The following is a 13,878-nucleotide window of genomic DNA, read 5'->3' as shown; positions in this document are numbered from 1 at the left end:
AACGACTTAATGAGGCCACGCGTTCGCCGGGCTTGCTTCTGCGCTCGATAACTTCATAGTTTCCCCCGCTTTTGCTTATCGAATCCTTAAGGCCGGGACGTCACAAAACCGTCACACGTTGTCCTTAAGGTGCAGCCCACCGAAGCTCACTCGATACACCACAAGGAGTCTGGATATGAAGCCCAAGCAATTTGCGATCGCCTTGTTCGCAGTGTGCGCCACTGTTGCGCATGCCGCGGATATCACCGGCGCGGGCAGCACCTTCGCAGCACCGATCTATACGAAATGGGCAGACGCCTATCAGAAGACGGGCGGTGGCAAGGTTAATTACCAGGGTATCGGTTCGTCGGGCGGCATCAAGCAGATCCTCGCGAAGACGGTCGATTTCGCGGGCTCCGATGCGCCGCTGAAGGACGACGACCTTGCCAAGGATGGTCTGTTCCAGTTTCCGACGGTTGTGGGCGGTGTTGTACCGGCTATCAACGTGCCGGGGGTTAAGCCGGGCGAACTGGCGCTGTCGGGTGAAGTGCTCGGCGACATCTACCTGGGCAAGATCAAGAAGTGGAATGACCCGGCAATCGCCGCGCTGAACCCGAAGCTCAAGCTGCCGGATACGGACATCGCCGTGGTGCGCCGTGCAGACGGTTCGGGCACGAGCTTCATCTGGACGAACTACCTGTCGAAGGTGAACCCGGAGTGGAAGTCGAAGGTTGGTGAAGGCACGACGGTGAACTGGCCCACGGGTACGGGCGGCAAGGGTAACGATGGCGTCGCGGCGTTCGTGCAGCGTCTGCCGGGCGCAATCGGCTATGTGGAATGGGCGTACGCGAAGCAGAACCATATGACGTATGCCGCGCTGAAGAATGCGTCGGGCGCAGTGGTCCAGCCATCCACGGAGACGTTCAAGGCAGCCGCCGCGGGCGCCGACTGGAAGAAGTCGTTCTACCAGATCCTGACGAACGAGCCGGGCAAGGACGCATGGCCGGTAGTCGGCGCGACGTTCGTATTGCTGCACACGGCGCAGGAAAAGCCCGAGCAAGGCAAGGAAACCTTGAAGTTCTTCGATTGGGCGTTCAAGAACGGCGGGCAGGCTGCTAACGATCTCGACTACATCTCGCTGCCGGAATCGGTTGTGTCGGAAATCCGCACGCAGTGGAAAGAGAAGGTGAAAGACGCGTCGGGCAAGCCGGTCGCGCAATAAGGGGGAATCCATGAGGCGCGCGTAGATGCGCGCGCCTTTTTTTCGTGGACACTTCGATATCGATCGACCTTGCAGCAAGTGTCAGGCCGCATCGCCTAAGCATCGCTGATGTCGGCAACATGTCTGTGCCAGATCAGAGATCCTCGGCCGACAGAGTGATCCGTTTGCCTGTGCCCGGGAGTGCCTTTTTCTCGACCGCCAGGAGAAGTCGTCGCTTGCCGAGTTCAAAGGCAAGCATCAGCTGCTTCGGCGTCTCGTTCGCGGCGCCGAGCTGTTCGCAAACCACTTCAGAATCCAGTGAGAAGGCGCAATATCCCCAACCGAAGCCGTATGCGGAAAACCACACGGCTGAATCGGCAGAAAGGAATGGCGCAGTGAGGCTGGTACCAGGCTGATCCATGGCGATCACCGTTCCGTCCTGTACACGCAAGTATCGATTCTCGCACAGTGACCTGACAAAGATGGGTTCGGGATATTTTCCGTTGCTGCCGGGGAGCCTGGCGTGACGCCGGGCGCAGTCGGCGATCCGTTCGGCGCGACGCAGCCGTTGCCGACTGGTTACTATCTCGTGCACCCGGTCACGGGCGAACTTCAGCCGGGCGCGCAACAGCTGAAAGCGTGGTTTACCGACAGGATCGATCTGGCGAATGAACTGTCTGGATCAGGTGAATCTATAAAACAAAGCTAACATACTGCCAATCCCCGATATATCCCCACCACTGTGACAGCCACACTCGAACAACTGCGCGCCGGACAACTGGCGGGAATTCAGCGACTGAAACTGGCTTGCGGCCTGACGGAATTTCCGCGAGAGATTTTCGATCTTGCCGATACGCTGGAGATCCTCGATCTCTCTGGCAACGCCCTGTCCTCGCTGCCTGAAGCGCTGCCTCGACTGAACCGGCTGCGCATTCTTTTCTGCTCCGACAACCAGTTCACGGAACTACCGGAAGTGTTGGGGCAATGTCCGCAGTTAAACATGATTGGCTTCAAGGCGAATCGCATCCGCAAGGTTTCGGGCAGGGCGCTGCCTGCGCAACTTCGCTGGCTGATCCTGACCGACAATCAGATTGACGCGCTTCCTTCGGAAATCGGCAACTGCTCGCAGCTTCAAAAGCTGATGCTGGCCGGCAATCAGTTGCGAACGCTGCCAGCGGAACTGGCCGCCTGTTCCCGCCTTGAACTGCTGCGTCTTTCGGCCAACCAGCTAAGCGGACTGCCTGCATGGTTGCCGCTTCTCCCTCGACTCTCGTGGCTGGCGTATGCGGGCAATCCGTTCAGCGAAGAACTGGAAAACGTCGCATTGACGAACGCGCCGATTAGCGGCATTGGCTGGGAGGCGCTGGATCTTCAGCATCGGTTAGGCGAGGGCGCATCCGGCGTGATTCACCGCGCGGAGCATCGAACCGTTGGCGACGATGCCAACCCCGTCGCGGTCAAGTTGTTCAAAGGTGCGGTGACCAGCGATGGGTTGCCTCATTGCGAAATGGCTGCCTGCATCAGTGCCGGCCGGCATCCGAATCTGATTCCGGTGCTTGGCAAGGTGACGGACCATCCAGCCGGCGCCGACGGTCTCGTCATGGAGCTGATTGATCCGCAGTTCGCGAATCTTGCCGGACCTCCGAGTCTAGAGTCCTGCACTCGCGATACTTACCGTTCCGACGTTCGCTTCGACGTGCAGTCTGCGTTACGCATTGCACACGGGATCGCTTCGGCAGCCGGTCATTTGCATCGGCAAGGCATCATGCATGGTGACCTGTACGCACACAACATTCTGCATTGTGGCGAGGGGCGGGCGTTGCTCGGCGATTTCGGTGCGGCGTCGTTCTATGCGGCCGATGATCCCGATTTTGCTCACGGGGTGCAGCGCGTCGAAGTCAGAGCGTTTGGCTGCCTGCTGGAAGAGTTGATCGAGCGATGTGACGCGCAGGGGTTGGAGCGGGATACCGTGGCGGTGCTCGGGGATCTGAAGGAGCGTTGCCTGAGCGAAGATAGTATCGACAGACCTCTGTTCGAAGAGATCGTGCGCGTGCTGTCTGCGCTGACGGGTCCCGATTGGGATGGAGCAACCGCGCGCCTCATCTGATTCTGGTGTCTGCGGAGCAGAGATATTCTCCTTGCCCTCGGGAACCGCGATTCGCCGTCCCCTGCAATGTCACCCATTGCTTCGATGGAGACGCGCCGCGCTTTTCAGGGTGCCCCGGATCAGGGGCGCAACCAGCCGAAGCCGATAGGCCAGGCGAGCAGCTTGCGGTACACCACGATCACAAAGCGCGTCACGGGAGCGCCGCCGAGTCGCCAGAGCGGCGTGATCAGCGCGCAGGCTATGTATGCGACGAGGACTGCCCCGAGCATGTCGAGCGGGAAATGCACGCCGAGAAACACACGTGCCCACGCTACGGCCGCTCCGATCAGCAGCGTCGATCCGCCAGTCCATAGCAGGCCCTCGAACAGCAGCGTCAGCGCGACACTGGCGAATACGGTGCCGTGATCGCTCGGGAACGACGAGTCCGCCGAGTGCGACAGAAACGTATGGCCGAGCCCGATCATGGACGGCCGGGGATGTGGCCATATGATGCCGATAAGCTGATTGATGCCCAGCGCGAGCAGCGCGACGAGGCATGCCCGGACCGCAGCGCTGCGCTGTTTTTCATCGCCGGAGAGCCACATGCCTGTCAGCAACAGCGGAATCAGGTAGATCAGGTCGTTGCCGATCAGCACCGCTACGTCGATCAGCCAGACTGGCGTGGATGTCGTGCCGTTGATCGTGAGAAAGAGCGCCCGGTTGAACGCTTCGAGGTTATTCATTGCAATGGGGGCGTTGAGCATTACAGGTCGGGGCGGCGCGCTGATTGATGCAGTACAGATCAGGCGACGGCCCAGATTGTTACAGAAGGGACAAAGACGTGCGTCCGCCACGATCGGCAGTCTTCACGTCGATCCGCGCATAAGATGGAATACGCTTGAGCGTTACGGGCCCATTTTAGACTCAGGAACCTTATGGGATGCTGAGGCAGGCTCTGGTGACACAGCGATCGCGGGTTACAGGGCTGTGCCACAGCGATGCTGGCCGACGGCATACGACGAGTTTGATCTGGGAGGTGAGGCAAGTGGACACGAGAGTATCCCCGGCATTCCCCGCCCTCGTGCAAATCAGGCCGGCGAGCGGCGACGGGAGAGGTCCGCGTGGCAGCGCCACCGGCACGGTCGAACCAGTCCGGACCGTGAAAGGCGCACACGCCTTTGCTTTCAGCGAAGACGGCGAGCACTTCCTGCTCGACGGGGAGCCTTTCCAGATTCGCAGCGGAGAGATGCACCCCGCCCGCATTCCGGCCGAATACTGGCAGCATCGCATCCGGATGGCAAAGGCGATGGGGATGAACACCATCTCGCTCTACATCATGTGGAATTACCATGAGACTAGGCGAGGGGTTTTCGATTTTCACACTGAAAACCGCGACATCGAAGCGTTCATCCGTCTGTGCCGGCGCGAGGGAATGTGGGTGTTGCTCCGACCTGGCCCATATATCTGCGGTGAATGGGATCTGGGTGGCCTTCCTTCCTACCTGCTGAGGCATCCGGACATCCAGCTTCGGACCGACTCGGCCAACGACCCTCGCTACATGTCGGCGGTGGCCCGCTACATCAGGGAACTGACTCCGCGTATCAAGCCGCTGCTGGTAAGCAATGGCGGGCCGATCCTGATGATTCAGATAGAAAATGAATTCGGCTCATACGCGAGCAATCCTGCCTACATCGGAGAAATCCGGCAGCTTTGGCTCGAGGGCGGGATACAAGGGCCGTTCTATACCGAAGATGGTCTCGGTCAACTGCAACAGAATCGCACGAACGTCACCGGCGGCGCGATCGCATTGAGCAACGGCGATGCGGCACAGATCGCTGTTGCGCGGCAGGCGTTTCCGGAAGTGCCGGTCATGGCCGGCGAAGTGTATCCCGGCTGGCTGACCCATTGGGGCGACACGACGCTGCAGGGTACGGCTGTCGATATCTCCGGCACGCTGGACGCGCTCATGCGGCTCAGGCTTTCGTTCAACCTCTATGTGATTCATGGTGGCACCAGCTTCGGGTTCTATGCGGGCGCTAACGTGGACGTCGATTCAGGCGAATACCAACCCGACATTACCAGCTACGACTACGCGGCGCCCATTAGCGAGCAGGGTGTGGCGACGTCGAAATTCATGAAGTATCGGGACGTGATCGGTCACCACCTGCCCACGCTCTTGCCGAGCGTGCCTGAACGGGTCGCCACGATAGGGCGCACTGGCGGCGACGCGCTGATGCCGGTTCTCTATGCGTCTATCTGGGACAACCTGCCCGCTGCGCTGCCAGCCGCACAGACCGTCAACCCGCAGCCCTTCGAAATGTATGGCCAGGCATTCGGCTTTGTGCTGTATCGCAAGAATCTGCAGGATTACCGTGGCGGCATTCTGGATATCAGGGATGTCCACGATTACGCGACCGTTTTCGTTGACGGGCAATATGCGGGAGGCGTCTCGAGGGCGTTCGTGCCAGCGCGCTGCGCACAGCCGCTGAATGTCACACAACGCGCGCCGCTCGCGCTTTCGTATGCGCCGCCTGACGGCTCAGCATCGCTCGAAATCCTTGTCGAAGGCATGGGGCGTGTCAACTATGGCCACGCGATGATCGACCGCAAGGGCATTCTCGAATCTGTCACGCTGCGGGATGCAGGAGGTTCGGGCAATACGCTCACTGGCTGGGAAGTCTTCCTGCTGCCGATGGATAGGGCGTTTATCGCGAACCTGCGGCCCGTCTGCGCGAACCCGCGCAAGGCCGGACTGTTTTTCAAGGCGAGCGTGTCGCTGGATACTGTCGGCGATACGTACGTCGACATGCGTCACTGGACCAAAGGAGTAGTCTGGGTCAACGGGCACAACCTTGGGCGCTATTGGAATATTGGCCCGCAAAAGCGCCTGTATTGTCCTGCTCCATGGCTCAGGCAGGGTGCGAACGTGATCGTCATTTTTGATCTGCACCAGGTCGAAGCGAAGCCCGTCGAACTAAGGCGCACGCTCTCCTGAACAAAGCATTCGAACCAGCGCCTGGAGCTTGACGCTCACCTCGATTACCCGTCGATACTGGCCGGTAGAAGCTCCAGAGTGAACACTTCGAATGGCGAGAGCTGGATTGGCTGTGGCCGGTCCGCGTCCATGACCGCAGGCGTATGCGACGCAGGGCCGTGCCACAGGGTGCGCGTGCTGAACCGTGCTGCCGCGGCGGACGGCAGTTCAAGTTGCAGCCGCAGGTCGAGCATGAAGCTCTGCGCCTGGCTGTCGGGATTGCGCAGCGTGACGATCGCCTTTGCCGGCGACCAGGCCGCCCAGCCATACACTTGCAGCTGGTCCGGCGCACCACCGATCCAGTGGCTGTCGCGCAGCACGTCGGCGTTCGCGCGGGCCCACTTTGCAGACTCGGCGAGGACGTCCCAGTCGCCGTCGCTCAGGAGCGATGGCGTGATGTACATCTCCTGCAACTGGGTGCCGCTGCCGAAGTACGAACGGACTTCGTTGGCAAACGCCTCGCCTCCGTCAGCGTTGAGCCGTGCGTTACCCTGCTCGTAGATGACGCCGTGAAGCATCAGCGAGTTGAGCGGAAAGAGCGGGCTACCGGTTACGACGTTGTGATACGTCTGTGCATCGCGGTAGGTGATCCAGCGCTCGCGATTGCTGCCGACACCGGCCAGGTTGTCATCCTCGCCGCCACGCCAGATCGAGTCGGCATAGCGCAGCCAGAACGGCGAAGGATGGGTGCCCGTGGTGAGATTGATGAAGGTGTCGGGCCTCGCGTGACGGATGTCCTCGATCAGCTTGATCGCCGCGTCCCAATCGCTGTTAAAGCGGCTACCCGGGAACACCTTGTCTGCATTGCCGGTACCGTCGAACTTGAAATGATTGATGCCGTGCTGACAAAGCAGTTCGAGGACCACCTCACGGAAGCGTTGGTAGTATTTCGGCCCCGACAGCGCGAAACGGCCATCGATGATTTCGTAGCCGGCGGCACGGCCGCGCGTCACGCGTTCCTGCCGGGTCAGGCCGTAGCCGCCCCACGGTGACAGCCAGATGCCGGGTGCAGCGCCGTAACGTGCGGCAGCGTCGCGCAACGGCGCAAAACCGCGCGGAAGATTCTGGCCGACATGCCAGCTGCCGCTGAGGTCGTCCCAGCCGTCATCGAACAGGAACGAATCGAGCTGCACGCCGCGCTTTTCGTGCAACTCGCGGCCGATGGCGTCGATGCGTTCGACCGCTTCCCCCTCCGTGTACGGCATGGAGCAGCCAAGATCATTCCATGAGTTGTAGTGCAGGAACGGGCGGTACGGACGGGCTCGTTCGCGTTCCAGACAGGTTGCGAAATCGCGGCGCAACTGACCGTCGCGAACCACCCCGGCCACCGCCGAATAGACAATGGTCTTGCCTTTTTCCAGCGGCAACGCCCTCGACAGAATGAACCTCACGCTGTCGTCGAGTACCTGACTCTCCGACAAGGGAAGCTCGAAGCCAAGATAGACGTTGCCTGCTACAACAGGCGCTCCCTTGAACTCGCCGCTTGCGCGGGCGCCCGCCACCTGCGTCTCGAGCAGTGACACTGTGACGATATCCTCGTTCTGGCTGATCGCGGTAATCGCCACCCGTTCGCGCAGATAGAGCGAGCCATCGTGTTGCTCCACACTCCATTCCACCCGCAGGCGATCCTGCTCGTCACCGAGGAGGGCGCTTATGCGTGTGCCCGCAATCCGTTCGGCCAGTCGAGACGCCTCGGCATTTGCCGTCAGCGCCTCTTCACGCAGTGGAGCAAGCAGTTTCAGGTTGGCAATGCCCAGTGTGCGACCGTCGGCCAGCGATAGCACGAAGGGCGCGCTTACCGATAGCGTGCGCGCATGCGCGCGGTCGGTCAGCGCAAAACCGGCCAGGTGCTGGTTCCTGATGGTCCAGCTCAGGACGATCGCCGCGTTGCCGAAGGAATGCCGGGCACCGCTCGTCTGAAACACGGGCATGCCGGGATGCATGAGCGCAGCTTCTTTCGCTTCTTTGGCGTGCATGGAAGACGGCCAGTACGCGTAAGGTTGGCCCATAGAGTACCGACAACCGCGGGTCGCGTTCAAGCCACTCCAAACCCGAACAGCCTGCGCGGCGTGTTCCACAGCACGCGCCGACGCGCATCGGAATCTGGAACCAGCTGTTCGAAGAGCATCAGCAGCGGCCCATAGTCCAGCCGCACCGGCGAGCGCAGAAACGGCCAGTCCGACCCCCATACACACTGGTCTGGTCCGAAAACGCGGAGGATTTCTCGCGCGAAGATCTGTGCGTCCTCGTAGGGATGATCCAGGCGGGAAAATTTCTGCATCCCGGAAATCTTGACGACGGTGCGACCGGTGTCGGCAAGGCGCAGCAGCGCCTGGAAACCGGGCTGGTTCATCCCAGCCGCGACATCAGGCCGGCCGCAGTGGTCGATGAGTATTCGCGTGACGGTCCGCTCGATCAACGGTTCCAGCGCAATCAGCTGATCACCCGTGACCTGGATCTGCGCGAACATGTCGAGGTCGGTCAGTGTGTTGAAGAGCGCGTCGGCATCGCTCATCGCTTCGACGCCCTCCATCGCCGGATTGAAGGCGACGCCGACGACGCTCGCGCCTTTCATCTCCACCAGTTCTGCACGGCTTACGCCATTGTCCACCACCCCGATGCCCCTGAAACGACCGCCACCTCCTGCGATGGCGTCGAGCATGCAGCGATTGTCGGTGCGATAGCCGCTCGTCGGACCGACGAGCAGCGCATGTCGCACGCCGTATGCGTCCATGACGCGGGCAAACTGCGCAGCCGTGCCGATCTCCTGCATCGATGGCCGGTACGCGGTATCGGCGCGATAGGGAAAGCGCGCAGGGTCGAAAATATGGTTGTGACAGTCGATCTTTGCTTCGTCGAAGATGTTCATTGTCGAGTTTCTCCGGCAGGTTCGCGGCTTCGGCGCACCTTTTCGCCGCTCCTGGCGGACACGCCAACGCCGATGGGCGAACGACCGCTCCGGCCGAAATCGAAGCATTGCAGGCGCCGTATCGACCACGCCGAAATTCTACTCTCGCCCCCCGCAAATCAAGATATGGCAGCCCCCACCCTGCCGGCGTGTAAACTGCTGATTTTTTGACTCTGGTTCTCTGGTTGTATGTTGCAAGTACCACAGCGCACAGCTTTCAGCGGCCCGGCGCTCATTCGCTTACTTGCTCGCCTGACGGACGTCGATGTTCCCGAATCCCGGCAATCGCTCTCTGACCGGCTGAGCCAATGGCTCGAGTGGACCGACGCCATCGCGCTGTCCACGGCGCTGAGCGGCAATCCGCCTTCCGTAGCCTCGCGCGCGCGAGCCTTCGGCAGCGCTGAAGAGAACGAGTGCGCCCGTGTGCGCACCTCGTTGGCGAATGCCATCGTCGGCGATAGCGCGTTCGCCGCCGCGAGGCGGCACGGGCCGGCACAAGCGTCCTCCCGGGAGGCCCCGACGGATGCGCCGGTCGATTACCCGGTTTTTCGTCAACGCTATCTCGCCATGCAGCAGGCGATGGAGACGGGTATCGGCAATCTACGCGGCCGCCTGCGGGGAATGCTGGCCGCCAGGACGCCCGACATGACCCGGCTCGCGGTGGTGGATGCCGTCATGGAGCGAGCGCTGGGCTCGCGCGAACGGACTCTGCTGGCCACCGTGCCCGAGTTGCTCGGAGGGCACTTCGAGCGCTTGCGCCAGGCCGGGCAGGAGACGCTGGCCGACGCCCAGGCCTCGGGAGACGCCCCGGCGGTCACGTCCGGCGCATGGCTGGATGTGTTCCGCAAGGATATGCAGAGCGTGTTGCTCGCCGAACTGGATGTTCGTTTACAACCGGTCGAAGGGTTGCTCGCGGCCCTTCGCACCAGCTGACTGGGACACTATGTCCAGATATCGTTTTGATCTCGTCGTTTTTCTGGTTGGTTTGGCCGCTGTGTGCTGGATCGGCGCCGGCTACCTCGGCTCGAACCCGCTGGCGCTGGCTGTCACGTTGCTGGTTGGCGCCTGCTACCTCACGGGCGCGTTCGAACTGCAACGCTACAGCCAGGCCACTTCCACCCTGGCGCGTGCCGTCGCGGGCCTGTCCGAACCACCGCCAGGCCTGAGCGCCTGGCTTGACCCATTGCATCCCAGCCTGCGCAGTGCGGTGCGCCTGCGCATCGAGGGTGAGCGCGTGGCCTTGCCGGGGCCGGCGCTGACGCCGTATCTGGTCGGTTTGCTGGTGTTGCTGGGCATGCTGGGCACGCTCCTCGGCATGGTCGCGACCCTGAAGGGCACCGGGATGGCGCTGGAGAGCGCGACTGACTTGCAGGCTATCCGGGCTTCGCTGGCAGCACCGGTCAAGGGGCTGGGATTTGCGTTCGGCACCTCGATTGCCGGCGTGGCCACATCCGCCATGCTGGGGCTGCTTTCCGCGTTGTGCCGTCGCGAGCGGATTCAGGCGGCGCAGCTTCTCGACGTGAAGATCGCGACGACGTTGCGCATCTACTCGCAGACCCATCAGCGCGAGGAGACCTTCAAGCTCCTGCAGCGGCAGGCGGAAGTGATGCCTACCCTGGTCGATCGCCTCCAGACGATGATGGCGACCATAGAGCAACAGAGCCTTGCCTTGAATGAGCGGCAGATCGCCAGCCAGGACGCTTTCCACGGCAAGGCCGAGGCCGCCTATACGCGCCTCGCTTCCTCCGTGGAGCAGTCGTTGAGGGAGAGCGTCGCCGAAAGCGCACGCGTTGCCGGTGCGGCGCTGCAGCCGGTCATGGAGGCCACGATGGCGGGTCTCGCGCGCGAGACGGCCTCGCTGCACGACACCGTCACACACGCCGTGCAACGGCATCTGGACGGGCTGTCGACCGGTTTCGAGGCGACGACCACGACCGTGGCGGACATCTGGAACCAGGCACTGGCAGGGCACCAGCGATCCAGCGAGGCGCTTGCCGGGCACCTGCGTGCGTCGCTGGATCAATTCACCGAAACCTTCGAGCAACGCTCTGCCGGCCTGCTGGACGGCGTCTCCGCGCAGCTGGAAGCCACCGCGGGCAGTGTGTCCGATGCGTGGAACGATGCGCTGTCGCGGCAAGAACATGTCAACGAAAAACTGGCGGACCGCAACCAGCACGCCCTGGCGGCGGCCGCAGCCACCTTCGAACAACACTCGGCGTCGCTGCTGCGCACCGTAGGCCAGTCGCATGCGGACTGGCAGACGGAACTGGCATCACAGGACCAGCGACGGCTCGCGGCCTGGACCGGGACGCTCGGTTCGATGGCCGCTACGCTGCATGAGGCTTGGAAAGAGACGAGCGTGCACGCCGCGAGCCGGCAGCAGGAGATCTGCGACACGCTGGCGCGGACCGCGCGCGATATATCGGTCCAGACGCAGGCACACGCCAGCGACACGATTGCGGAGATCTCCCGGCTCGTGCAGGCCGCATCGGAAGCCCCGAGGGCCGCGGCCGAAATCGTCGGCGAACTGCGCCAGAAGCTCTCCGACAGCGTGGCCCGCGACACCGCGATGCTGGAGGAACGTAGTCGCTTGCTGGAAACGCTGGAAACCCTGCTCGATGCCGTGAACCATGCCTCCACCGAGCAGCGCTCAGCCGTCGACGCGCTCGTGGCCACGTCGGCGGATCTGCTGGATCGTGTCGGCACCCGTTTCACCGACAAGGTCGAGGCCGAAACCGGGAAGCTGGGCGCCGTTGCCGCACAGGTCACCGGCAGCGCGGTCGAGGTGGCGAGCCTGGGTGAAGCATTCGGGGTATCCGTACAGTTGTTCGGCGAGTCGAACGACAAGCTGGTGGCCCACCTGCAGCGTATCGAAGCCGCGCTGGACAAGTCCCTCGCGCGCAGTGACGAGCAGCTTGCCTATTACGTGGCGCAGGCGAGAGAAGTCATCGACCTGAGCATGATGTCGCAGAAGCAGATCGTCGAAGACCTGCAACAGCTCGCCGGCCAGCGGGCGTCCGCCGGAGCCGAAGCGGCATGAGCGAGGAGATCGACGGCGGCGTGGAGCCGACGGCACCGATATGGGCCGTCTTCGGCGACCTGATGTCCGTGCTGGTCGGCGCCTTCGTGCTGATCCTGGTGAGCGTCATCGGCGTGCAGCTGGAACTCTCGACCAGGCTCGAGCAGGAGGTCAAGCAGCGGCAGATGGAAACGCAGCGCCGCAAGACCCTGGAGCAGGCGTTGGCAGGGCCGCTGGCGGCGGGCCGGGTGACGCTGATCAACGGGCGCATCGGCATCAACGGTAGCGTGTTGTTCGCGCTGAACTCCGATCAATTGCAGCCCGACGGCCGGGCCGTATTGAAGAGCCTGGCCGGGCCGCTGTCCGCTTACCTTCAGGCCAATGACGAGATCCTGATGGTGAGCGGCTTTACCGATGACCGGCAGCTGCGAGAGGGTAACCGGCGCTTTGCCGACAACTGGGAGCTGTCGGCCCAGCGCGCGTTGACGGTGACCCGTGCGTTGATCGATGACGGCATCCCCGCGTCCTCGGTATTTGCGGCCGCGTTCGGCTCCGGGCAGCCCGTGAGCTCGAATGCCGACGACGAGGGGCGGGCCAGGAACCGGCGCGTGGAAATAGCGCCTGTCCCGAGGCCGTCGACCGCAACGGTGAAGCCCCATGAGTAGTGGCGGGACACGCGCCCGGGCGATGCTCGACGCATGGCGCGAGCGCGGCGCCGATCGCCTGGATCCCGTCCGCTTTCATTTCATCGAGGCGCTGGATCGGCGGGCGGCCGGCCACAGCGGCGAGACGCGCCGTATCCTGGACGACCGGTTGTCCAGACTGCTTGAGACTTACGCTGGCGATCTCGAGCGCGCCGCAAGCAAGGCTGCCGATGCCGGCAGCGCGGCATCGCTATGCGAGCCTGCACGCGGAGCGCTTGCTGGACTGATCGATTACATTGCCAGCCATGCATTGGTGGATGGCGACGGTACCGTGGCGGCTAACCGGGTGACCCGGCCACCCTCCTGGCCAGAACTGGAGATGCTCGATTACTTCAGGGAGACCTGGTCCAAGGTCAGTACCGAGAGACAGTTGCGGCAGTCGCTGGAACAAGTGCCTGGGAATGCCGGTCCGCTCAACTCGAGTAGCCTCGTGCATCGGTCGCTCTCGCTGATGCGCGAGCTTTCGCCAGGGTATCTCCAGCAGTTCCTGTCGTACGTCGAGACCTTGTCGTGGATGGAGCAGATGAACGGCGGCGGCGCATTGGCAGGTAAAGATGTGCCTCGCGCCGGGAGCGTCAGGAAGAATGTTCGGGGCAAATCACGCCAGACATAGTGGTCGCTGTGGACCCCGCGGTGGTGTACGAGGCGGGGCCAACCGGTTATGGCCTGTATCGTGAGCTCACCGGTCATGATTTCCTGAAGCCGATCACACTCTCATGGTTGGCCGTTCAGTGCCGGGTGGGAATACACACCACGATCCGTCATCGTGTCTGAAGAAAAAAAACGCCAGCAGGCCGCTCGAATGTAACGCTTCGACGCACACATAGCGTCTCTGACTCGTACCCATGCGACTAAACCGTGTGACGTGAGCCGGCATCGCCGCAGTGGGCGCCAGCCACTTTTCGACGAGCAAGCGCAGGGACCTCTGACCGGTGTTCATCGTCTTC

General features: G+C 62.4%; 11 protein-coding genes. 7 read left to right on the top strand and 4 right to left on the bottom strand.

The annotated features are described in order from the left end of the window. The first annotated feature begins 175 nt into the window (after positions 1–175). Entirely contained in the window at positions 176–1,201 is a 1,026-nt protein-coding gene (gene pstS / locus P3T23_RS01265) for a phosphate ABC transporter substrate-binding protein PstS (protein ID WP_429314376.1), read from the top strand. A 133-nt stretch (positions 1,202–1,334) separates the two neighbouring features. Here the strand turns inward: pstS and P3T23_RS01260 are convergent, their stop codons facing one another. Continuing rightward, positions 1,335–1,808, bottom strand: coding sequence for a hypothetical protein (locus P3T23_RS01260; protein ID WP_429314375.1), 474 nt, complete (start codon positions 1,806–1,808; stop codon positions 1,335–1,337). 114 nt (positions 1,809–1,922) lie between these two features. Between P3T23_RS01260 and P3T23_RS01255 the strand changes: the two genes are divergently transcribed. Further along, complete coding sequence (locus P3T23_RS01255) at positions 1,923–3,287, top strand: leucine-rich repeat-containing protein kinase family protein (protein ID WP_429314374.1); 1,365 nt, start codon at positions 1,923–1,925, stop codon at positions 3,285–3,287. A gap of 119 nt (positions 3,288–3,406) precedes the next feature. On the opposite strand, the gene P3T23_RS01250 is transcribed toward P3T23_RS01255, so the two are convergent. Then, complete coding sequence (locus P3T23_RS01250; RefSeq protein ID WP_429314828.1) at positions 3,407–4,009, bottom strand: phosphatase PAP2 family protein; 603 nt, start codon at positions 4,007–4,009, stop codon at positions 3,407–3,409. A 302-nt stretch (positions 4,010–4,311) separates the two neighbouring features. Here P3T23_RS01250 and P3T23_RS01245 point away from each other — a divergent pair, with 302 nt between their 5' ends. Then, positions 4,312–6,261, top strand: a complete 1,950-nt coding sequence (locus tag P3T23_RS01245; protein ID WP_429314373.1) for a beta-galactosidase — start codon at positions 4,312–4,314, stop codon at positions 6,259–6,261. 44 nt (positions 6,262–6,305) lie between these two features. Here the strand turns inward: P3T23_RS01245 and P3T23_RS01240 are convergent, their stop codons facing one another. Together P3T23_RS01240 and P3T23_RS01235 are read right to left on the bottom strand one after the other, a co-directional pair. Then, positions 6,306–8,276, bottom strand: a complete 1,971-nt coding sequence (locus P3T23_RS01240; protein ID WP_429314372.1) for an enterotoxin — start codon at positions 8,274–8,276, stop codon at positions 6,306–6,308. Between the two features lie 59 nt (positions 8,277–8,335). Further along, positions 8,336–9,169: an amidohydrolase family protein gene (locus tag P3T23_RS01235; RefSeq protein ID WP_429314371.1), complete on the bottom strand. Its 834-nt coding sequence runs from the start codon at positions 9,167–9,169 to the stop codon at positions 8,336–8,338. A 228-nt stretch (positions 9,170–9,397) separates the two neighbouring features. Between P3T23_RS01235 and P3T23_RS01230 the strand changes: the two genes are divergently transcribed. Genes P3T23_RS01230 through P3T23_RS01215 form a run of 4 tightly spaced genes read left to right on the top strand, consistent with a single transcriptional unit; the run spans position 9,398 to position 13,544 of the window. Then, positions 9,398–10,141: a DUF3348 domain-containing protein gene (locus tag P3T23_RS01230; protein WP_429314370.1), complete on the top strand. Its 744-nt coding sequence runs from the start codon at positions 9,398–9,400 to the stop codon at positions 10,139–10,141. Positions 10,142–10,151: 10 nt separating this feature from the next. Next, a complete protein-coding gene (locus tag P3T23_RS01225; RefSeq protein WP_429314827.1) occupies positions 10,152–12,248 on the top strand; it encodes a DUF802 domain-containing protein in 2,097 nt (698 codons plus the stop codon). After that, the gene (locus P3T23_RS01220) at positions 12,245–12,892 is read left to right on the top strand and encodes an OmpA family protein (protein WP_429314369.1); all 648 of its coding nucleotides are present in this window, start codon (positions 12,245–12,247) and stop codon (positions 12,890–12,892) included. Before P3T23_RS01225 ends, P3T23_RS01220 begins: the two co-directional genes overlap by 4 nt. Continuing rightward, positions 12,885–13,544, top strand: coding sequence for a DUF2894 domain-containing protein (locus P3T23_RS01215; protein ID WP_429314368.1), 660 nt, complete (start codon positions 12,885–12,887; stop codon positions 13,542–13,544). The genes P3T23_RS01220 and P3T23_RS01215 overlap by 8 nt, the downstream gene beginning before the upstream one ends. The last annotated feature ends 334 nt before the right edge of the window (positions 13,545–13,878 follow it).

This window comes from Paraburkholderia sp. GAS448 (assembly GCF_050435685.1).
GTDB lineage: Bacteria > Pseudomonadota > Gammaproteobacteria > Burkholderiales > Burkholderiaceae > Paraburkholderia.
Note: the sequence above shows the minus strand (reverse complement) of the source record. Positions and strands in the feature narration are given on the sequence as shown.

Coding starts and splice junctions, on each gene's coding strand:
- pstS (WP_429314376.1), top strand. CDS start 176: ATGAAGCCCAAGCAATTTGCGATCGCCTTGTTCGCAGTGTGCGCCACT.
- P3T23_RS01250 (WP_429314828.1), bottom strand. CDS start 4,009: ATGAATAACCTCGAAGCGTTCAACCGGGCGCTCTTTCTCACGATCAAC.
- P3T23_RS01240 (WP_429314372.1), bottom strand. CDS start 8,276: ATGCACGCCAAAGAAGCGAAAGAAGCTGCGCTCATGCATCCCGGCATG.
- P3T23_RS01235 (WP_429314371.1), bottom strand. CDS start 9,169: ATGAACATCTTCGACGAAGCAAAGATCGACTGTCACAACCATATTTTC.
- P3T23_RS01230 (WP_429314370.1), top strand. CDS start 9,398: ATGTTGCAAGTACCACAGCGCACAGCTTTCAGCGGCCCGGCGCTCATT.
- P3T23_RS01225 (WP_429314827.1), top strand. CDS start 10,152: ATGTCCAGATATCGTTTTGATCTCGTCGTTTTTCTGGTTGGTTTGGCC.
- P3T23_RS01220 (WP_429314369.1), top strand. CDS start 12,245: ATGAGCGAGGAGATCGACGGCGGCGTGGAGCCGACGGCACCGATATGG.
- P3T23_RS01215 (WP_429314368.1), top strand. CDS start 12,885: ATGAGTAGTGGCGGGACACGCGCCCGGGCGATGCTCGACGCATGGCGC.